Annotated in this window: 19 protein-coding genes; 11 read left to right on the top strand and 8 right to left on the bottom strand. The window is 71.2% G+C overall.

The genetic code is table 11. The features are described from left to right. Window positions 1-30: 30 nt before the first annotated feature. Together ABGB14_RS17220 and ABGB14_RS17215 are read right to left on the bottom strand one after the other, a co-directional pair. On the bottom strand, window positions 31-1785 hold the full coding sequence (locus ABGB14_RS17220; protein ID WP_347644659.1) for a glycoside hydrolase family 15 protein: 1755 nt from the start codon (window positions 1783-1785) through the stop codon (window positions 31-33). Between the two features lie 106 nt (window positions 1786-1891). Continuing rightward, window positions 1892-2494 (bottom strand): hypothetical protein, encoded by a 603-nt coding sequence (locus ABGB14_RS17215; RefSeq protein ID WP_347644658.1) that lies wholly within the window; start codon window positions 2492-2494, stop codon window positions 1892-1894. Between the two features lie 63 nt (window positions 2495-2557). Here ABGB14_RS17215 and ABGB14_RS17210 point away from each other — a divergent pair, with 63 nt between their 5' ends. Then, on the top strand, window positions 2558-3988 hold the full coding sequence (locus ABGB14_RS17210) for a PLP-dependent aminotransferase family protein (RefSeq protein ID WP_347644657.1): 1431 nt from the start codon (window positions 2558-2560) through the stop codon (window positions 3986-3988). Window positions 3989-3995: 7 nt separating this feature from the next. Here ABGB14_RS17210 and ABGB14_RS17205 read toward each other — a convergent pair whose 3' ends face one another. Together ABGB14_RS17205 and ABGB14_RS17200 are read right to left on the bottom strand one after the other, a co-directional pair. After that, a complete protein-coding gene (locus ABGB14_RS17205) occupies window positions 3996-4604 on the bottom strand; it encodes a trimeric intracellular cation channel family protein (protein WP_347644656.1) in 609 nt (202 codons plus the stop codon). 27 nt (window positions 4605-4631) lie between these two features. After that, window positions 4632-6110, bottom strand: coding sequence for an oligopeptide:H+ symporter (locus ABGB14_RS17200; protein WP_347644655.1), 1479 nt, complete (start codon window positions 6108-6110; stop codon window positions 4632-4634). Between the two features lie 151 nt (window positions 6111-6261). Here ABGB14_RS17200 and ABGB14_RS17195 point away from each other — a divergent pair, with 151 nt between their 5' ends. The 3 genes from ABGB14_RS17195 to ABGB14_RS17185 all read left to right on the top strand — a co-directional run bounded on the left by ABGB14_RS17195 (window position 6262) and on the right by ABGB14_RS17185 (window position 9734). Next, window positions 6262-8103, top strand: coding sequence for a long-chain fatty acid--CoA ligase (locus tag ABGB14_RS17195; RefSeq protein ID WP_347644654.1), 1842 nt, complete (start codon window positions 6262-6264; stop codon window positions 8101-8103). Between the two features lie 107 nt (window positions 8104-8210). Beyond that, window positions 8211-9077, top strand: a complete 867-nt coding sequence (locus ABGB14_RS17190) for a hypothetical protein (protein WP_347644653.1) — start codon at window positions 8211-8213, stop codon at window positions 9075-9077. Between the two features lie 153 nt (window positions 9078-9230). Beyond that, a complete protein-coding gene (locus tag ABGB14_RS17185; RefSeq protein ID WP_347644652.1) occupies window positions 9231-9734 on the top strand; it encodes a hypothetical protein in 504 nt (167 codons plus the stop codon). Window positions 9735-9804: 70 nt separating this feature from the next. Here the strand turns inward: ABGB14_RS17185 and ABGB14_RS17180 are convergent, their stop codons facing one another. Continuing rightward, window positions 9805-10452, bottom strand: coding sequence for an NAD(P)H-binding protein (locus ABGB14_RS17180; protein ID WP_347644651.1), 648 nt, complete (start codon window positions 10450-10452; stop codon window positions 9805-9807). 104 nt (window positions 10453-10556) lie between these two features. Between ABGB14_RS17180 and ABGB14_RS17175 the strand changes: the two genes are divergently transcribed. The 4 genes from ABGB14_RS17175 to ABGB14_RS17160 all read left to right on the top strand — a co-directional run bounded on the left by ABGB14_RS17175 (window position 10557) and on the right by ABGB14_RS17160 (window position 14169). After that, entirely contained in the window at window positions 10557-10925 is a 369-nt protein-coding gene (locus tag ABGB14_RS17175; RefSeq protein WP_347644650.1) for a helix-turn-helix domain-containing protein, read from the top strand. A gap of 38 nt (window positions 10926-10963) precedes the next feature. Continuing rightward, window positions 10964-11938: a hypothetical protein gene (locus tag ABGB14_RS17170; protein WP_347644649.1), complete on the top strand. Its 975-nt coding sequence runs from the start codon at window positions 10964-10966 to the stop codon at window positions 11936-11938. Window positions 11939-12077: 139 nt separating this feature from the next. After that, window positions 12078-13067: a GTP 3',8-cyclase MoaA gene (gene moaA / locus ABGB14_RS17165; protein WP_347644648.1), complete on the top strand. Its 990-nt coding sequence runs from the start codon at window positions 12078-12080 to the stop codon at window positions 13065-13067. 310 nt (window positions 13068-13377) lie between these two features. Continuing rightward, window positions 13378-14169, top strand: a complete 792-nt coding sequence (locus ABGB14_RS17160) for an NTP transferase domain-containing protein (protein ID WP_347644647.1) — start codon at window positions 13378-13380, stop codon at window positions 14167-14169. 302 nt (window positions 14170-14471) lie between these two features. Here ABGB14_RS17160 and ABGB14_RS17155 read toward each other — a convergent pair whose 3' ends face one another. After that, window positions 14472-14786 carry a DUF3099 domain-containing protein gene (locus ABGB14_RS17155; protein ID WP_347644646.1) on the bottom strand — a complete coding sequence of 105 codons (315 nt, stop codon included), beginning with the start codon at window positions 14784-14786 and terminating at the stop codon, window positions 14472-14474. 99 nt (window positions 14787-14885) lie between these two features. Here ABGB14_RS17155 and ABGB14_RS17150 point away from each other — a divergent pair, with 99 nt between their 5' ends. Next, entirely contained in the window at window positions 14886-15098 is a 213-nt protein-coding gene (locus ABGB14_RS17150) for a dodecin (protein ID WP_347644645.1), read from the top strand. 31 nt (window positions 15099-15129) lie between these two features. After that, a complete protein-coding gene (locus tag ABGB14_RS17145; protein WP_347644644.1) occupies window positions 15130-15687 on the top strand; it encodes a hypothetical protein in 558 nt (185 codons plus the stop codon). Between the two features lie 36 nt (window positions 15688-15723). Here the strand turns inward: ABGB14_RS17145 and ABGB14_RS17140 are convergent, their stop codons facing one another. Next, entirely contained in the window at window positions 15724-17079 is a 1356-nt protein-coding gene (locus ABGB14_RS17140; RefSeq protein ID WP_347644789.1) for a metallopeptidase TldD-related protein, read from the bottom strand. Between the two features lie 62 nt (window positions 17080-17141). Beyond that, window positions 17142-18635, bottom strand: a complete 1494-nt coding sequence (locus ABGB14_RS17135; RefSeq protein WP_347644643.1) for a TldD/PmbA family protein — start codon at window positions 18633-18635, stop codon at window positions 17142-17144. A gap of 77 nt (window positions 18636-18712) precedes the next feature. Here ABGB14_RS17135 and fabG point away from each other — a divergent pair, with 77 nt between their 5' ends. Then, a complete protein-coding gene (fabG, locus tag ABGB14_RS17130) occupies window positions 18713-19408 on the top strand; it encodes a 3-oxoacyl-ACP reductase FabG (RefSeq protein ID WP_347644642.1) in 696 nt (231 codons plus the stop codon). Window position 19409: the final 1 nt, after the last annotated feature.

The raw sequence follows: 19409 nt of genomic DNA, 5'->3' as shown, positions 1-19409 counted from the left end.
CGGCGCAGCACGGGGCGGCCCCCCGGGCGCCTATGCCAGGGCGCGGGCGGCGTGGACCAGAGGCACGTGGCTGAACGCCTGCGGGAAGTTGCCCACCAGGCGGTGGTAGCGGGGGTCGTACTCCTCCGCGAGCAGGCCCACGTCGTTGCGGAGCGACAGCAGGCGCTCGAACAGGTTCTTCGCCTCGTCCTTCCTGCCCTGCATCGCCATCACCTCCACCAGCCAGAAACTGCAGGCCAGGAACGCGCCCTCGCCGCCGGGCAGGCCGTCGACGTCGTTGTCGTCGGCCAGCGGATAACGCAGCACGAAGCCCTCGGACATGAGCTCCTTCTCGATCGCCGCCACCGTGCCCGCCATGCGCGGGTCGTCGATCGGCAGGAACCCGACCATCGGCAGCATCAGCAGGGCCGCGTCCAGCTCCACCGACCCGTACGACTGGGTGAAGGTGTTGCGCGTCTCGTCGAAGCCCTTCTCGCAGATCTCGGCGTGAATGTTGTCGCGCAGGGCCCGCCACTTCTCCACGGGACCCGTACGGCCGAACCGCTCGACGTATTTGACGGCCCGGTCGAGCGCCACCCAGCACATCACCTTGGAGTGCACGAAGTGCCGGCGCGGCCCGCGCACCTCCCACAACCCCTCGTCGGGCTCGTCCCAGTGCTCGGTCACGTAGTCGAGCAGCTGCCGCTGGATGGCCCACGCCCGCTCGTCGGGGGACAGGCCGCGCTCGCGGGCGACGAACAGGGAGTTCATCACCTCGCCGTACACGTCGAGCTGCAGCTGCTTGACCGCCTCGTTGCCGATGCGCACGGGGCGGGAGTCCTCGTAGCCGTCGAGCCAGTCGAGGCGCAGCTCGGGCAGCCGCCGCTCGCCCGCGACGCCGTACATGATCTGCAGGTCCTGCGGTCGCCCGGCGATGGCGCGCAGCAGCCAGGCACGCCAGTCGGCGGCCTCTTCCAGGAAGCCGGACGAGATGAGCGCGTCGAGCGTCAGCGTCGCGTCGCGCAGCCAGCAGAACCGGTAGTCCCAGTTGCGCACCCCGCCCAGGTCCTCGGGCAGCGACGTGGTGGGCGCGGCGACGATGCCGCCCGTCGGCGCGTAGGTGAGCGCCTTCAACGTGATCAGCGACCGCGTCACGGCCTCGCGGTAGGGGCCGTCGTAGGTGCAGCGCGCCACCCACTCCGCCCAGAACGTCTCACTTTCGGCGAGTTGTTCCTCGCAGGCGATCTGCGGCGGCATCGGCTCGTGCGAGGGGTGCCAGGTGAACACGAACGGCAGCCGCTGGCCCTCCTCGACGGTGAACGTCGCCCGGTGGGCGTAGTCGCCGCCCTTCAGCGGCACGGGGGCGTGCAGCCACACGGAGTCGGGACCGCCGACGGCCTGCAGGTGACCGTCGGTCCTGCGCACCCACGGCACGATCCTGCCGTAGTCGAAACGCACCCTGACCACCGTGGACATCTCCACGGTGCCGGAGACGCCCTCGACGATGCGCACGACGTCGGGGTTCCTGTCGCGGGGAGGCATGAAGTCGATCACCCGGACGGTGCCCGTCGGAGTGTCCCACTCGCTCTCCAGGATGAGCGTGTCGGGACGGTAACGGCGCCTGGTCGCCGGTTTCCTGCCGGTGGGCCCGAGCCACCAGTGGCCGTGGCGCTCGCTGCCCAGCAGCGCAGCGAAACACGCCGGCGAGTCGAACCTGGGCAGGCACAACCAGTCGATGGAGCCGTCCCTGGCCACCAGCGCGGCCGACTGCATGTCTCCGATCAGGGCATAATCCTCGATCCGCATGCCTAGACGCTACCGGAACCGTCCGTGGTGGTCCGGCTTCCTGCCGTGCGGGTGATTCCGTGACCGGGCCGGGTCATGTCGCGTCATGCCCGGACCGGTCACGGGATCACGTCAGCGGGAACCAGCGGGTGAACAGCTGCGTCATCGGCCCGATGGCCAGCGCGAACACCAGCGTTCCCACGCCCACGGTGCCGCCGAGCAGCCACCCGGCGGTCAGCACGGTGACCTCGATGAGGAAACGGCCGAGCCGTACGGACAGGCCGAGCCGCATCAGCCCGGTCATGATGCCGTCACGCGGGCCGGGGCCCATTCCCGCCCCGATGTACAGGACCGTGGCCAGGGCGATGGAGACGACCCCGAGCGCGAGGTACGACGCCTGGGCCGCGACGTGCTCCGGCGAGGGCAGCAGGAAGATCGCGGCATCGGCGAACAGACCCAGGAACACCACGTTGCTGATGGTCCCGAAGCCCGGCTTCTGCTTCAGCGGGATCCACAGCAGCATGACCAGGGCGCCGACGATGATGATCATGGTGCCGATGGTCGTCCCCGTCCTGATCGCCAGGCCCTGGTGGAAGACGTCCCACGGGTCGTTGCCCAGGCTGGACTCCACCTGGAGCCCGATGCCCAGCCCGTACAGGGCCAGCCCGCCGTAGAGGCGGAGCACTCGTGCGGGAAGGGAAGCCACGCGAGGGGCGGTCGTGTCACTCATAGTGGACCCAGAGTGGCAGGCCACTGGCTTGCCAAAACAGAACCAATCACGAAAAGTGGCCTTATGCGTTATGTATCGGCCACCCAGGCGGCCAGGCTCCTCATGATCGACCCCGCCACGCGGCCGTACTACCGGGCCCTGGCCGCCGGCGTGCGGGCTCTGATCATGGACGGCCGGCTTGCCGTGCGGGTCCGCATGCCCGCCGAGCGCCACCTCGCCGAGACCCTCAAGGTCAGCCGCACCACCGTGACCGCCGCCTACGACCTGCTGCGCGAACAAGGCTACCTGGAGAGCCGCCAGGGCTCGGGCAGCTGGACGGCCCTGCCCGATCCGGCCACCACCGCGGACAACCCGTGGCTCGAGACCGACGGCGACGGCCTGATCCAGCTCCAGACCGCCGCCCCGGCCGCGCCCACGGCGCTGCGCGAGGCCATGGCGGAGGCGCTGGAAGACCTCCCGAGGTACGGCATGGGCATCGGCTACGACCCCATGGGCCTGCTGGTGCTCAGGGAGCGCATCGCCGCCGCCTACACCGCCAGAGGCCTGGCGACCAGGCCCGAGCAGATCGTCGTCACCACCGGCTCCCAGCACGCCATCCAGCTCGTGATGGGGCTCCTCGTCGGCCCGGGCGACCCGGTGCTCGTGGAGTCGCCGACGTACCCGCACGCCATCGACGCGGCCCGCCGCGGCGGCGCCAGGATCGTCCCGGTCGGGATCTCGCACGAAGGCTGGCAGGACGATCTGCTGACCTGCGCCATGCGCCAGTCGGCGAGCCGTCTCGCCTACCTCATGCCCGACTTCCAGAACCCGACGGGCGCCCTCATGGACGACGCCACCCGCGCCGCCGTCGTGGGCGCCGCCCGGCGCGTGGACACGCTGCTGCTGGTGGACGAGACCTGGTCAGAGCTGGCGCTCGACGAGGTGCCGCGCACGTCGCCGATGGGCTCGTTCGACACCGACAGCCGCGTGATCAGCATCGGCTCCGCGTCGAAGTTGTGGTGGGGCGGGCTGCGCATCGGCTGGATCCGCGCCACGGCCGCGATGGCCCGGCGGCTGGCCACGTACCGCTCGGCTGCGGACATCGCCAGCCCGGTGATGGAGCAGCTCGCGGTGGCGCGGCTGTTCGACCGGCTGGGGGAGACGCGGGCCGAGCGCCGCCGCGCGTTGCGCGCCTCCCGCGACGCGCTGGTGTCCGGGCTGCGCGAGCACCTGCCGGAGTGGACGTTCACCGTGCCGCGCGGCGGGGGCACGCTCTGGGTGCGCCTCGACCGGGGCGGCTCCACCCCGCTCGCCGAGGCGGCGGCCTGCCACGGCGTACGCCTCGCGCCCGGCCCCTGGTTCGGCCTGGAAGGGACGCTCGAGAGTCACCTGCGGCTGCCGTACACCCAGCCGCCCTCGATCCTGCAGGACGCGCTCGTCCGGATCCGCGCCGCCCGCGACCACGGCGCCGCCGGCGGCTCCCGCCCGCCCGAGTCCCTCATCGCGATGGTGTGAGGGGCGCTCACTCGCCGGCCCCGCGGGCCAGCGGCGCCTGCCACTTGCGGCGCATCGCCACGATGCGCAGTCCGAACGCCAGCACGGCCGCCGCCAGCGTCACGGGCCAGCCGTGCAGGCCGTAGGAGGACAGCGCGGCCATCGTCGCCGCCCCCACCAGGGCGGGCACGGCGTAGAGCTGCCGGTCGTAGAGCAGCGTCGGGATCTGCCCGGCCAGCACGTCGCGCAGCATGCCGCCGCCCACGGCCGTGGTGATCCCCAGCACGGTGGCGTGCAGAGGGCTGAGGCCGTACTCCATGGCCTTGGCCGTGCCGACCGAGCAGAACAGGCCGAGCCCCGCCGCGTCCAGCACGAGGATGACCGGCATCACCTTCGTGACGTGCGGATGCCAGTAGAAGACGATCACCGTCGCCGCCAGCGGCACCAGCACGTAGCCGACGCTCTGGAAGGCGGCGGGCCGGACGTTGAGGATCAGGTCGCGTACGACGCCCCCACCCAGGGCGGTGATCTCGGCGAGCATCGTCATCCCGACCACGTCGAGCCGCTTGCGCACCCCCATCAACGCCCCCGTCAACGCGAAGACGAAGATGCCTGCCAGGTCGAGAATCTCGGACACGTTGACAGTGTCCACCGCATGGCGGGTCTACCGCACGGCGGGCTCATGGTGCTCGGCCATCATCACCCGCAGCCGCCGGGTGAACATGAACAGCGCGAGTCCCGCCACGATCGCCACCAGCGCCAGCACCAGGTAGTACATCGGGTCGGACAGCACGGCGGTGAGCCGGCCCGTCTGCCCGCCGACCGCGTCGCCCACCGACACCGCGATGAACCAGACGCCGAGCATCTGCCCCTTGAACGCCTCCGGCGCCAGCTTGGCCGTCACCGACAGCCCGACCGGGCTCAGCGACAGCTCGCCGAACACCTGGATCAGGTAGACCAGCACCAGCCACCACACCGACACCCTGCCCGGCCCGGCCAGCGCCGCCGCGACCGCCATGACGACGAAGCTCGCCCCCACCATGACCAGCGCGAAGCCGAACTTCTGCGGGGTGCTCACCCGCGTGCCCAGCCGCAGCCACAACGCCGCGAACACCGGCGCGAAGATCATGATGAAGAGGGGGTTGAACGACTGCGTCGTGGCCGGCTGGATCGGGATCCCGAACAGCGACAGCTCGGTGTGGTCCTGGGCGAAGAAGAGCAGCTTGCTGGGCGCCAGATCGAAGATCATCCAGAAGATGGCCGCGGCCACGAACAGCCAGATGTACGCCTTCATCCGGATCCGCTCGTCCTGCGTGAGGTTGTGGCTGCCCAGGAGGATGTAGCCGAAGTACGCGACGGGCACGAGCAGGATGATCACCGTGACCACCACGGTGAACCGGTCGACCGTGAACGTGCCGGTCGCCGCCCACCCGGCCAGCAGGGCCGCCGTCGCACCCACCGCCAGGACGAACAGGCGGCCGAACCTCCGGCGTTCCCGCGGCGACAGGCGAAGGCCCGGCTGCTCGCCCACGCCTCTGAGGGCCTTGCCGCCCCAGACGTACTGGATCAGGCCGAGCGCCATGCCGACCGCGGCGGCGCTGAAGCCGAGGTGCCAGCGGTCGCCCGCGGCCAGCCAGCCGACGACGAGGGGCGCGAAGAAGGCGCCCAGGTTGATGCCGAAGTAGAACAAGGAGAACGCCGCGTCGCGGCGCGCGTCGTCGCTGTCGGCGTAGAGGCGGCCGACCATGACGGAGATGTTCGGCTTGAGCAGGCCGGTGCCGGAGATGATGAGCAGCAGGCCGAGCCAGACGAAGAACGCCGACGTCGCCGGGATCGCCATGCTGATGTGCCCCAGCATGATGACGAACCCGCCCCAGAACACCGACCTGCGCGCCCCGAGGATGCGGTCGGCGATCCACCCGCCGGGCAGTGCCACCAGGTAGATGAGCGCCGCGTAGACGCCCACGACCGCCTGGGCGGTCACGGGCGACATGCCGAGGCCCTGGTGAGCGGGCGATGCGGCCAGGAACGTGGCCAGGATCGCGCGCAGGCCGTACCAGCTGAAGCGCTCCCACATCTCGGTGCCGAACAGCGTGGCCAGGCCCCACGGGTGCCCGAAGAACGTCCTGCCGCCGCCGGTCATGCCCAGCCCTCTCCCACGGCACCGAACGTAACCGAAATATCGCTCCAGGTGAGGGACGCGGGTGTTTCCCCGCGAGCTCTTGCCGCTACCCCCGTGGTGTGGTGCGATGCATGCCATTCATGCAAGTGAATACTGACGGGAGGCGCGCGCCATGGCCGAAGTCCTCGACGTGCGGGCGGAGATCCAGCGGCAGATCGCCGGCATGACCGTCTGCCGGCAGCTCGCTCAGGCCGCCGAGCAGCACCCCGACGCACCCGCCTACTCCGATCCCGACGGCGACGGCTGGCGCACGCTGACCTACGCACAGGCCAGGGAGCGGGTCCTGGAGATCGCCGCCGCATTCGCCGCGCTCGGGCTCCGGACCGGCGACACCGTGGCGCTCATGATGGTCAACCGCAGCGAGCACGTGCTCGCCGACTTGGGCGCCGTGCACGCGGGCGGCTCCGGCTGCACGATCTACTCGACGTTCGCGCCCGACCAGATCGCGTTCGTGGCCGGCGACGTCGGGGCGAAATACGCGGTGCTCGGCGGGCCGGCCGACCTGGACCGCTGGCGGCCCGTGCTCGACCGGCTCGACGGCCTGCGCACGATCATCATGCTGGAGGGAGCGCCCGACGGCGAGCGTTTCCTGGCGTGGACGGACTTCCTCCGGCTCGGCCGCGAACGCCTGGCCGCCGACCCCGGCCACATCGAGACGCGCTGGCGCGCGGTCACCCCCGACGACGTGGCCACCGTGTTATACACCTCCGGCACCACCGGCATGCCCAAGGGCGTGCCCCTGACGCACACGAACATCTTCTACGAGGTCGCCTCCACCGACCGGATGGCCTCGCTGCCCACCGAGGGCACCCAGATCTCCTACCTGACCTACGCGCACATCGCCGAGCGGGTGCTCAGCCTCTACCTGCCGCTGGTCAAGGCCTCCCACGTCTACTTCTGCACCGACCTGGCCAACCTGGGCGGCACGCTGGGGCAGGTCAGGCCGATGATGTTCTTCGGGGTGCCCCGGGTGTGGGAGAAGATGATGGCCCGCCTGTCAGCCGTGCTCGCCACCCAGCCGGAGGAGCAGCAGGCGGCCGTGCGCGCGGCCATGAAGGCCGGCGTCGCCTACATCGAGGCCGGCCAGCACGGCCACACCGTCACCCCCGAGATCCAGTCCGCCTACGACCAGGCCGACGCCTCCCTCCTGTCGGTCATCCGCGGCATGATCGGGTTCGACCGCGCCGTGTGGACCGCCACCGGTGCCGCGCCCCTGCCCGCCGAGGTGCAGCGCTTCTACGCCGGGCTCGGCCTCAAGGTCATCGACGTGTACGGCATGACGGAGACGACCGGCGCGTTCACCGGCAACAGCCCCACCTGCTACCGCCTGGGCAGCGTCGGCAGGGCCGAGCCCGGCGTCGAGATCCGCATCGCCGAGGACGGCGAGATCCTCACTCGCAGCCCGCTCAACACCCGCGGCTACCTCAACCGCGCGGAGGCCACCTCCGAACTCGTCGACGACGGCGGCTGGCTGCACACCGGCGACATCGGCACGGTCGACGACGACGGCTTCTACCGGGTCGTCGACCGCAAGAAGGAGCTGATCATCACCGCGGGCGGCGAGAACATCTCCCCGGCGGCGATCGAGAACCATCTCAAGGAGCACGCCCTGATCGGCCAGGCGCTCGCCTACGGCGACAACCGCCCGCACCCGGTGGCCGTGCTGACCCTCGACGGCGAGGTCGCGCCGGGCTGGGCGCGGGCGCGCGGCGTCACGTTCTCCTCGCTCGCCGAGCTGGCCGGGCATCCCGAGGTGCTCAAGGAGGTGGAGGCCGCGGTCGAGGCCGCCAACGCCAAGCTCGCGCAGGTGCAGCAGGTGAAGAAGTGGGCCCTGCTCGGGGTCGAGTGGACCGCCGAGACCGAGGAGCTCACCCCGAGCCTCAAGCTCAAGCGGCGCGTCGTGCACCAGAAGTACGCCGACGTCATCGAAGGGCTCTACACCGGTCCCCGCTGAGCGGGCGGCGGCACGCACCCGGCGGACGGGCCGCTCCGAGCGGTTTTGCCAATCGGGGCGTGTGTTGTGGTCCTGGTCATGACCGGCGGGTTCCTACCGTCTCGCTCATGACCAGAAGCCTTCTTCTCGTCTCGCTCGCGGCGGGATCGCTCACAGCGGGGTCGCTCATGGCGCCCGCGCCCGCGACCTCCGCCGCGACCGAGCTCGCCATCCGATCCATCACCGTACGTCCAGCGGAGCCCGTGGTCGGCCCGAAGGGCTCCGTCCGCCTGGTGATCGAGGTGATCGCCCGGGGGACACGGGGTAAGCACGGCGTCTCCGTCAAGGTCGAACCCGGCTCCCCGCCGGCCCCGGTGCTCAGCTCGAAGACCCCGGCCGAGGACACGCCGGCGGCCACGCCGTCGCCGAGGGTCTCCGGGGCCCCGCGGCTCGCCTCCGGCGGCGAGCCCGCCGCGGACCTCCCGGCGATGATGGCGTGGCGGGTGGGCTCGCCCGCCAGGTCCGCCACGCCGGCCTCGGCGGCGGAGGGCTGGGAGACGTGGCGTTTCCTGCCCGACAAGAGGCTGAACCGCTACTACCCCACGGGCACCTGGACGATCGCCGCCACCGCGACGGGCCGGGGCGGCACGACGGTCACCGAGTACGAGTCGTTCCAGTTCAGGCGTAACACGAAGCTCGCCTCCGTGCGGGTGGACGGGACGGCGGGCGGAAAGGTGCGGCTGCGGGGTTCGCTGACCAGGGTCGATCCGCGCGGTCTCACCGACTACGGGCCGTTCTCCAGGCAGAAGCTGGACATCCTCTGGCGTGCCGACGCATCCTCGGACTGGGAGCGCATCGGGGAGGTGCGTACCGACGCCGCCGGTTCGTTCGCCACGACGGTCTCGGGCCGTACCGGCGGATTCTGGCGCGTCCGCTATCCCGGAACGGGACATTACGCCGCAGATATCTCCAAAGTTCAACAAATCACTCAATAGCACAGCAAACATAATTAAATCAGCGCATGGCCTAAACCGCTGTTGCCGAATCGTGATCAACTGCGTCGCAACTTTTCTTTACCCTTACGCGTCATTGGCCAATGACGTGCCCCGTCCCGGGGTGCGTTCTCAGACGGGGAAGGAATTCCGATTGTGAAGATGCGACGTCTCGCCGCCGGCCTGGCGGCGGCCGCCCTGGGCGCGACGATGGTGGCCACCGCCGCCTCGCCCGCGCTCGCCGACCCGGGCATCGACCCGGTCGCGGGCGGGCACACGAGCCTGAAGTTCGACGCGAACCCTGAGCCCGCCTGGCGGGGCCGCCCCATCACCCTTGAGGGCAAGCTCTCCGTCGAGTGCGACAAGGACTACATCAGCGGTCTGGTCTCGGTGCACCACGCCGACCACTGCAAGAGCACCGAGCGCTGGCACCGCCTGGCCTGGAAGCGGATCACGATCCTCTTCCAGCCGGCCGGCAGCGGCAAGTGGGAATACGTCGAGACGGTCAGGACCAGCCGCAGCGGCTACTTCCACACGAAGGTGCCGGCTCGCACGTCGGGCACCTGGCGCGCGGTCTTCAAGGGCGCCAGGTGGCTGGACGGCTCCGAGGGCACGGACTGGGTCCGGGTCATCGGCCACCGCCACCACCACCGCCACTAGTCACACCTCGGACGCCCGGCCTCACCAGGCCGGGCGTCCGGCATGTGCAACCGGCGATCGCCGGCCGGGCTCAGTACGACACGGCCACCTGGACGCGGTGGTGGCGGGGCGTCTCGGCCTCGTCCACCAGGGCGGCCGCGAGGTCGGCGTACGCGAACGCGGGATCGCCCTCGGCGGACGCCGGCACCTGCCCGCCCCCGATCCGGTAACGGCCCGTCCTCGCCGCGTGCTCGTCCAGGAAGACCGGCGGCGGCGCCAGCACCACCCAGTCCAGTGCCGACTCCTCGAACACCGCCAGCTCCGCCGCGTGCCCCAGCGAGAACGCGCGGGCGTCGGCGGGGAAGCCGGGCGTGTCCACGAGCCGGATCCCGGGTGAGACCTCCAGCAGGCTGCCGATGCCCAGCGCGACCAGGCGCGACACCCCGGCCCGCGCCAGCCCGTCCACCAGGGCGTGCGAGGCCGCCGTGTAGAACTCCTCCGACGGCATGTCCAGCCTGGCCGTGACCTGGATCGCCACGTCGTGATCCGCCGCCACCGCCGCCACCCGGTCGGCGTCGGTGACGTCCCCGGCGACCACCCGTACGTTCTCACCCGACAAATTCGGATATTTGGTTGGATCCCGTACTACGGCCGTCACGTCATGCCCGCGCCCGGCCGCCTCCGCCGCCACCCGCGTCCCGGCCCGTCCGCCGGCTCCGAACAGCACGAACCTGCTCATCGTCCACGCTCCGTTCTCCCGGCGACCGGACTCCCCGGCCGCCGGGAGAACGGTAGAGGGCGGGACCTCGCTTTCCGCAACGATAGTTACCTACGATGACGGGCATGGCCGAGCCTCTCGATCCGGACATGTTCTACGGATGCCCTCCTACCGCCGCGCCCATCCGCGTCGGCGACAAGTGGACCGCCAAGATCATCCGCTGTCTCGAACTGGGTCCGCGGCGTTTCACGGAGCTCCAGCGGCCGCTGCGCGGCATCACCCCCAAGGTGCTCACCGAGTCCCTGCGCGCGATGGAACGCGACGGCCTGCTCACCAGGACCGCCTACGACGAGATCCCGCCGCGCGTCGAATACGAGCTGACCGCCCTCGGCCGCAGCCTCCTCGAGCCGATGAACGCCGGCTGCGAGTGGTCCAGGAAACACCTGGCCGAGCTGATGCGCGCCCGCGAGACCTGGCACGCGGGAACGCCCTAGCCCGCCCGGGCGGGGGACAGATCGGGCAGGGTGGGAGCATGAGAGTCCTGATGCTGGGCGGCACGTGGTTCCTGGGGCGGCGCGTAGCCGAACGTCTCGCGGCCCGCGGCGACCAGATCCTCCTCGTCCACCGGGGTTCCGGCCGCTCCGCACCCGGCGTGCCGGGCGTCCACCTGCACACCGACCGTCACGACCTGGCGCGTCACGCCTCCCAGATCAAGGACTTCGCGCCGCAGGCCGTGGTCGACACCCACGCGCTCACCGGCTCCGACGTGGACACCGTCCTGCCGCTGCTGCCGCACGTGCCCACGGTGGTGCTGTCCAGCCAGGACGTGTACGAAGCGTTCACCGGCCTGCAGACGGGACGCTGCCTGGCGCCCGTGCCGATCACCGAGGACTCGGAGTTGCGCCGCGAACGCCACCCCCAACGGGGCAAAGGCTTTCCCGGCGTGCCGGACGACTACGAGAAGCTCGACGTGGAGGAGCGGTGGCTCGCCCGCGGCGCCGTCGTCCTGCGGCTGCCGCTGATCTACGGCCCGCACGACTGGCAGCGCAGGGAGGAGCCGATCCTGCGCCGCGTCCGCGCCGGCCGCGACCGCATTCCGGTCGGCGCCGCCAACCTGCTCTGGACCAAGGGCTACGCCGACGACCTGGCGACCGGCGTCCTGTCCGCCCTCGACCACCGCTCCGCCGACGGCCTGGCCGTCAACCTCGGGGAGACGGCCACGGTGACGATGGGCGCCTGGTTCGAGCAGATCCTCGGCGCCGCCGGTTCGCGGGCCCGGCTGGAACGGGTGCCGGACGACCGCATCCCGCCCGACCTGGCGCTGTCAGGTGCGCCCGCCCAGCATCTGGTGGTGTCCGTGGCCCGTGCCCGGGCACTGCTCGGGTGGGAGCCGGGCGACCCCGCCGCGCACGTCGCCGAGTCGGTGCGCTGGCATCTGGCCCACCCGCCGCAGGACGCCTGGACGGACGATGACACCGCAGCGGACGACGCCGCCCTCGCCGGCTGAGACGGGGCCCGGTTCGCGTACCAAGGAGGAATCGATCAAGATGGGAATGTGTTGTCGTGGCAGAGAGGGGCGATGGGAAGCGCCTCCCGGCATGCGTCATAGTCTGGTCCCCTGGCGAACGAACAGGAGGTGACGCCCCATGTTGCGAGACTCGTTCGGACGGGTGGCGACTGATCTGCGGGTGTCCCTCACGGACAAGTGCAATCTGCGCTGCACCTACTGCATGCCGCCGGAGGGGCTCGACTGGCTCCCCAACCCGCAACTGCTCACCGCCGACGAGATCGTCCGCCTGGTGACGATCGGCGTCGAGCGGCTGGGCATCACCGAGGTGCGCTACACCGGCGGCGAGCCGCTTCTCAGGCGCGAGCTGGCCGACGTCGTCGCCCGCACCACCGCGCTCACCCCCAGGCCGCAGGTGTCGCTCACCACCAACGGCATCGGCCTGGCCCGCCTGGCCGGCGCGCTGGCCGGCGCGGGGCTCGACCGGGTCAACGTCTCGCTCGACACGCTCGACCCGGCCACGTTCAAGCGGCTCGCGCACCGTGACCGGCACGCCGACGTGATCGCCGGGCTGGCCGCGGCCGACGGGGCGGGCCTGCGGCCCGTGAAGGTCAACGCGGTCCTCATGCGCGGCGTCAACGACCACGAGGCGGTGCCGCTGCTGCGCTGGTGTCTCGACCAGGGCTACGAGCTGCGCTTCATCGAGCAGATGCCGCTCGACGCGCAGCACGGCTGGAGCCGCGAGGGCATGGTCACCGCCGACGAGATCCTCGACCTGCTTTCCGCGTCGTTCGACCTGAAGCCCGACGACCTGGAGGAGCGCGGCAGCGCACCCGCCGAACGGTTCCTCGTGGACGGCGGGCCGGCGCGGGTGGGCGTGATCGGCTCGGTGACGCGCCCGTTCTGCGGCTCCTGCGACCGGGTCAGGCTCACCGCCGACGGCCAGGTGCGCAACTGCCTGTTCGCCACCGAGGAGTCCGACCTCAAGACCGCCATGCGCGCGGGCGCGTCCGACGACGAACTGGCCGAGAGGTGGGTGGCGGCGGTCGCGCGCAAGCGCGCCGGGCACGGCATCGACGACCCGTCCTTCCTCCAGCCCGCCCGCCCCATGTCCGCCATCGGCGGCTAGCCCCGGCGACGCGACCGGTGGCGGTTGTCCATGGACACCGGAACGCGAGCCGCCGCAGTCCGGCATCCGGCCCCCGGGACGCGAGCCGCCGCGACACGGCATCCGGCCCTCGGGACGCGAGCCGCCGCGACACGGCATCCGGCCCTCGGGACGCGAGCCGCCGCGACACGGCATCCGCCCCTCCCGGCCGCGGCACGTGCTTGAGGGGCTCCTGGGTCGCCCTTCGAGGCGGGTGGTGCCCGTACCCCCGGTGGGGTGCGGGCGGAGGAAGTGGTGACGTGCGGGACGGTTTCGAGCTGGGGGTGAGGGCGTGGACTTCGACGCGGTGATCCTGGCCGGGGGAGCGGCGCGCAGGCTGGGCGGAGCGGACAAACCCGGCCTGACCGTGGGCGGACGTACCCTGGTCGAGCACGTGGTCGCGGCCGCCGCGGGCGCGAGGAAGACGATCGTGGCCGGCCCCGAGCGTCCGATCCCGGGCGTCGTGTTCGTCAGGGAGGATCCCCCGCGCGGCGGCCCCGTGCCCGCGCTCGCCGCCGGCCTGAACGAGGTCACCGCGCCGCGGGTGGTGCTGCTCGCCGGTGACCTGCCCTTCATGACGGCGGCCCACGTGGCGGCCATGCTCAGGGCCGCCGAGCCGACGGGCGGGGTCGTGCTGGTGGACGCGGGAGGGCGCGAGCAGTGGCTGGCCGGCGCGTGGCCGGCCGCCGAGCTGAAGGCGGCTCTCGCGGACTATCGGGGACGCTCGCTCAAGGGCCTGCTGGGCCCGCTCGTGACGGTGCGCCTGGCGCTGCGCGGGCGGCCGTGGTTCGACTGCGACACAATGGACGACCTGGAGGAGGCTCGTATGAACGTGCTCAACGAATGGACCGCCCTGGCCTGCAAGGAACTCGGCATCGACCCGGCCACCGTGGACCGTGACCTGATTCTCGACCTGACCAAGGAGGTCGCCCACGGGGTCGCCAGGCCGGCCGCGCCCCTGACCGCCTATCTGCTCGGGCTCGCCCAGGGCGCCGGCACCGCACCCGAGGACGCGGTCACCAAACTGATCACATTGGCGAAAAACTGGTCGCAGGCGACCACCGAGACGTTGACCGACGACTGACACTCGAACGAACTGTTGAAGTCAATCCCCCTGCCCCCCTGAAAGTTTCCTGTGAAATGTGGGGCAGGAGGGGTGTAAACGATTTCGGGAAAGCAGTCCTATCCGACTCGCCCGACGGCGTCGCGCTGATCAAAAACTTCCGGAAAGGGGCGACGCCGGGTGGTTACGGGGGCAAACCACCCGGCGTCGCTTCATCGGCGTTCCGACGGGGGCCCGGAACGCCGGCACCAGCACTCCGACGGGGGACCGGAGCGCTTGGCTAAAGCGTACACCTACAACCCATGGGATGCGTCAAGACTTAGTCACGACCCGATCTCGCGTCGATGCAGCGGTATCTCGGTTTGGTTAGCCTCCGGCGACTGAAAGGTAGGAGGCGGGACGGCCTGGCCCCTCTCATTGGCCCCGATTACGGCTATGTATGGCAAAAAGACCGCGCCGGCGATGAACAGCAGCCGGTACGGCCACGGAAGCGGGACCACGACCGCCAGGATCAGGCAGATCGTCCGGATGCCCATCTTGATGAGGTAGCTGACCTCACGTTTGCGGATGTCCGCGGTCAGCGACGGCCTGGCGTCGGTGACGGCGTGGACGTCCGGCTTCTTGCGCCACCCCTTCATACCTTCCACGGTAGACCTCGGATGAGCAGGGCGCGACGGCGCCCCCGGACACGGACGCGGGTCATGCGACCATGGCCTTCGAGTAAGGAGGATGGGGAGATGACGGACCGTACGTACCGGGTCACCGAGATCGTCGGCACCTCCGGGGAGAGCGTCGACGAGGCGATCCGCAACGGCCTCAGGAGGGCCGCACAGACGCTGCGCCATCTCGACTGGTTCGAGGTGACGGAGATCCGCGGCCACCTCGACGCCGGCGAGGTCGCGCACTTCCAGGTCGGCATGAAGGTGGGCTTCCGCCTGGAGGACGCCTGAGCGCCGGGCGCCACGGGCTAGATTGGCCCACGTGAACGGTGAGTTCCGCATCCTGCTCGTGTGCACGGCGAACATCTGCCGTTCCGCCATGGCGGAGGTGATCACCAGGGCGATGCTCGCCGGCACGGGCCTGCCCGCCGCCACGGGGAGCGCGGGGGTGCACGCTCTGACCGGCCATCCGATGGCGCCGCACGCGCTCGCCACGCTCGCCCGGCTGGGCCTCGACGGCCGGGCGCACCGGGCCAGGCAGCTCGACCCCGAGCTCGTCAGGTCGGCCGACCTGCTGCTGACGATGGAGGCCGGGCACGCCGCCGTCGCGGTCGGGCTCGACCCGGCCGCCACGCCGAAGACGTTCACGCTGCCCGAGTTCGCCGCGCTCGCGGCGGGCACGGAGCAGCGCCACCACCGATCCGACACCGCGCAGCGCGCGCGGGCGATCGTCGAGTCGGCCGCCGGACGGCGCCGCCGGCGGCCCGCGCCCGACGTGCGCGACCCCTACGGAGGCCCGCCCGAGGGCTACGACACGTGCGCGAAGGCGCTCGGCGAGTCGCTCAGCCACACCCTGGGCGCCCTCCTGGGCCCCCGCTGAGCCCGCCCGTCCCCGGCAGACGGCGGGCGGCGCGGGTCAGCTCGCCTGGCTCACCGTGGACATGTTGAAGTCGGGCACCCGCACCGGCGGCATGACCGTGTTCTGGAAGTAGTCGCCCCACTCCCTCGGCAGCGTGCGCTCGCTCGCGCCCACCTCAGCCAGCCTTCCCAGCAGGTCGACGGGGCTCTCGTTGAAGCGGAAGTTGTTCACCTCGCCCACGATCTCGCCGTGCTCGACCAGGTAGACGCCGTCACGGGTCAGCCCGGTCAGCAGGAGCGTCTGGGGATCGACCTCGCGGATGTACCACAGGCACGTGACCAGGAGCCCGCGCCTGGTGGAGGCGATCATCTCGTCCAGCGACCTGCCGTCACCGGGACCCGACAAGATCAGGTTGTCGATCCCCGGCGTCGCCTGGAGCCCGCTCAGCCCCGCCGAGTAGCGGGTCTGCAGCAGCGCGTCGAGGCGGCCGTCGGTGATCCAGCCGGTCGGCCCCAGCGGCAGCCCGTTGTCGAAGACCGAGCTGTCCCTGTCGGAGGCGTGGGCCGCCACGAACGGCGCGCACCCGATGCCCGGCGCCCCCGGGTCGCTCGACAGCGAGACGGGCAGCGTGGCCAGTTGCTCGCCCACCCGGGTGCCCCCGCCGCGCCTGGCGAACACCGAACGCCCGTCGAGCGCGTCGCGCGCGCCCGACGACCAGTACATGTAGATCATCAGGTCGGCCACCGCGCTCGGCGGCAGCAGCGTCTCGTAGCGGCCCGCGGGCAGGTCGACCCGTGTCCTGGCCCACTCCAGCCGCTGCGCCAGCGTGGACCCGAGCGCCGCCACGTCGACGTCGGTGAAGTCGGGTGTGGACACGCCGGTCCACGCGGAACGCTTCATGTCGGCGGACTTGGCGTTGAGCTCGACCTTGCCGGCCGGCTGGTCGTGGCGCAGCCGCAGGCCCGTGGACGAGCCGAGGAAGGTCGTGGTCACCTTGTGCTGGGCGAACCCGTACAGCTTGCCTCCGGCCGCCTCCGCGTCGGCGAACGCGTCGCCGAGCGCGGGGGCGAACGCCCCGAACACCCCGATGTCGGTCGGTCGTACCGGCTCGCTCCAGGCAGGCGAGGCGGGGACGCCCGCCACGAGGTCGCGGGCGTCCTCGGCGGGCTGGGCCTCGCGAGCCGCCGCGTCGGCTGCCGCCACCACACCGGCGAGCTGGTCCTCGCGTACGGCGGACCGCGACACCACTCCCACGCCCTGCCCCGCGATCGAGATCACGGTGAGCCGCGACGAGCGGGCGACGCCGTTCGTGGTCAGCGTGTTGCCCGCGAAGCGCAGGTTGGCCGTGGAGCCCTCGTCCACCAGCACCACGCAGCCGTCATTGCGGGAGAGCTCCAGCGCCCTCTCCACCATCTCCTGAGGGGATATGAGGCTCTCCACCGGCCCGCGCCCGCCGGTCAGCTCGCCGTGCTCGTTCACTTGCCGCCCTCCTGCACCGTGTTGAGGATCCGCACGCCCCTGAAGAGCGCCGCCGGGCAGCCGTGGCTGACCGGCGCGACCTGCCCCGGCTGGCCCTTGCCGCAGTTGAACGCACCGCCGAGCACGTACGTCTGCGGCCCGCCCACGGCCTCCATCGACTGCCAGAAGTCGGTCGTCGTCGCCTGGTAGGCGAAGTCCCTGACCTGACCGGCCAGCTTCCCGTGCGAGATCTTGTACGCCCGCTGCCCCGTGAACTGGAAGTTGTAGCGCTGCATGTCGATCGACCAGCTCTTGTCGCCGACGATGTAGAGGCCCCGTTCGACGCCCGCGATGAGCTCGTCGGTGGAGGGCCCGCCGGGCGCCGGCACCAGCGACACGTTGGCCATGCGCTGGATCGGCATGTGACCGGGGGAGTCGGCGAACGCGCAGCCGTTGGACCGCCCGAACCCCTTCATCAGCGCCATCCGCCGGTCGAGCTGGTAGCCGACCAGGATGCCGTCCCTGACGATGTCGAAACTCTGCCCCTGCACGCCCTCGTCGTCGTAGCCGATCGTGGCCAGGCCGTGCGTGACCGTGCGGTCGCCGGTCACGTTCATCAGCGGTGAACCGTAGACCAGCTCCCCCAGCTGGTCGAACGTGGCGAAGCTGGTGCCGGCGTAGGCCGCCTCGTAGCCGAGCGCCCGGTCGAGCTCGGTCGCGTGGCCGATCGACTCGTGGATCGTCAGCCACAGGTTGGACGGGTCGATCACCAGGTCGTAGTCCTCGGCCTCGACCGAGGGCGCGGCCAGCTTCTCCGCCAGCAGCTCGGGCAGCCTGGCCAGCTCGCCCCGCCAGTCCCAGCCCGTGCCCGTCAGATATTCGTAGCCCCTGCCGACCGGCGGCGCGAGGGTCGACATGTCGTCGAACCCGCCCTCGGCCGCCTTCATCGCGTTGAGCCTGGGATGCACCCGCACCCGCTGCTGCGTGGTCACCGTGCCGGCCGTGTCGGCGTAGAACTTCTGCTCCTTGACCTGCAGCAGCCGCGCCGAGACGTGGTCGGCCCCCTTCAGCAGCCCGGCCGACCAGTCGGCCAGCAGGCCCACCTTGTCGGCCGGCGCCACCTCGAACGGGTCGACGTCGTACGCCGACACCCACACGGTGTCGGCGTGCACCGGCTCCGGGGCCAGCTCGATGGGCTCCCTGTTGATCGGGGCGCTCACCTCCGCCACCCGCACCGCCTGCCCGGCCACCGCCGCGGCGGCCTCGGGGGTGAGGTGGATGCCGGCGGCGAACCCCCACGTGCCGCCCTTGACGACGCGCACGGCGTAGCCCAGGTCGTCGGCGTCCATGGAGCCTTCGAGCCGGGCGTCATAGAGGCTCAGCGTCTCGGCCCTGACGCGTTCGAGCCGGAAGTCGGCGTGCTCGGCGCCGAGGTCGCGGGCACGTTGCAGGGCGGCGTCCGCGAGCTGCCGCAGCGGCAGCTCCAGGAAGTCGGGATCGATCTGGCGCATGTCCACGATCCTAACCCTGCGATCTTGTACCACCCGGACAAGCGCATACCCGCCGGTAGGAGATAGCGTCAGGTGTCATGGCACGCTCTGTACTCGTCACCGGAGGCAATCGCGGCATAGGCCTCGCGATCGCCCGTGAACTCTCCGCGGCAGGCGACGCCGTCGCGGTCACCTACCGCTCAGGGGAGCCGCCCGAGGGCCTGTTCGGCGTGCGCTGCGACGTCACCAGCATGGCCGACGTCGAGGCCGCCTTCGACAAGGTGGAGGCCGAGCACGGCCCGGTCGAGGTCGTGGTCTCCAACGCCGGCATCACCAAGGACACCTTGCTGGCGATGATGCAGGAGGAGACCTTCACCGACGTCATCGACGCCAACCTCACCGGGGCCTACCGCGTCGCCAAGCGGGCCATCAGGCCCATGATGCGGCTCAAGCGCGGCCGGATCGTCCTCATCTCCTCGGTCATCGGCATGAGCGGCCAGGCCGGGCAGGCCAACTACGCCGCCTCCAAGGCCGGCCTCATCGGCTTCGCCCGCTCCATGGCCCGCGAATACGGCTCGCGCAACATCACGGTCAACGTCGTCTCGCCCGGCTTCGTCGCCACCGACATGACGGCAGACCTCGACCAGGAGCAGATCGTGGCGCGCATCCCGCTCGGGCGCCAGGCCAGCCCCGAGGAGGTCGCGCGCGTCGTGCGCTTCGTGGCCAGCGACGACGCCTCCTACATCACCGGGGCCGTGATCCCCGTCGACGGCGGACTCGGGATGGGGCACTGAC

Origin of the sequence: Nonomuraea sp. B10E15 (assembly GCF_039871615.1) — a bacterium.
Taxonomy (GTDB): Bacteria; Actinomycetota; Actinomycetes; order Streptosporangiales; family Streptosporangiaceae; genus Nonomuraea.
This window is presented reverse-complemented; position numbering and strand designations above follow the sequence as displayed.

Excerpts from the sequence above, each read along its gene's own strand:
- ABGB14_RS17220 (WP_347644659.1), bottom strand. The coding sequence starts at position 1,785 with ATGCGGATCGAGGATTATGCCCTGATCGGAGACATGCAGTCGGCCGCG.
- ABGB14_RS17215 (WP_347644658.1), bottom strand. The coding sequence starts at position 2,494 with ATGAGTGACACGACCGCCCCTCGCGTGGCTTCCCTTCCCGCACGAGTG.
- ABGB14_RS17210 (WP_347644657.1), top strand. The coding sequence starts at position 2,558 with ATGCGTTATGTATCGGCCACCCAGGCGGCCAGGCTCCTCATGATCGAC.
- ABGB14_RS17200 (WP_347644655.1), bottom strand. The coding sequence starts at position 6,110 with ATGACCGGCGGCGGCAGGACGTTCTTCGGGCACCCGTGGGGCCTGGCC.
- ABGB14_RS17195 (WP_347644654.1), top strand. The coding sequence starts at position 6,262 with ATGGCCGAAGTCCTCGACGTGCGGGCGGAGATCCAGCGGCAGATCGCC.
- ABGB14_RS17190 (WP_347644653.1), top strand. The coding sequence starts at position 8,211 with ATGACCAGAAGCCTTCTTCTCGTCTCGCTCGCGGCGGGATCGCTCACA.
- ABGB14_RS17180 (WP_347644651.1), bottom strand. The coding sequence starts at position 10,452 with ATGAGCAGGTTCGTGCTGTTCGGAGCCGGCGGACGGGCCGGGACGCGG.
- ABGB14_RS17175 (WP_347644650.1), top strand. The coding sequence starts at position 10,557 with ATGGCCGAGCCTCTCGATCCGGACATGTTCTACGGATGCCCTCCTACC.
- ABGB14_RS17170 (WP_347644649.1), top strand. The coding sequence starts at position 10,964 with ATGAGAGTCCTGATGCTGGGCGGCACGTGGTTCCTGGGGCGGCGCGTA.
- moaA (WP_347644648.1), top strand. The coding sequence starts at position 12,078 with ATGTTGCGAGACTCGTTCGGACGGGTGGCGACTGATCTGCGGGTGTCC.
- ABGB14_RS17155 (WP_347644646.1), bottom strand. The coding sequence starts at position 14,786 with ATGAAGGGGTGGCGCAAGAAGCCGGACGTCCACGCCGTCACCGACGCC.
- ABGB14_RS17150 (WP_347644645.1), top strand. The coding sequence starts at position 14,886 with ATGACGGACCGTACGTACCGGGTCACCGAGATCGTCGGCACCTCCGGG.
- ABGB14_RS17140 (WP_347644789.1), bottom strand. The coding sequence starts at position 17,079 with ATGGTGGAGAGGGCGCTGGAGCTCTCCCGCAATGACGGCTGCGTGGTG.
- ABGB14_RS17135 (WP_347644643.1), bottom strand. The coding sequence starts at position 18,635 with ATGCGCCAGATCGATCCCGACTTCCTGGAGCTGCCGCTGCGGCAGCTC.
- fabG (WP_347644642.1), top strand. The coding sequence starts at position 18,713 with ATGGCACGCTCTGTACTCGTCACCGGAGGCAATCGCGGCATAGGCCTC.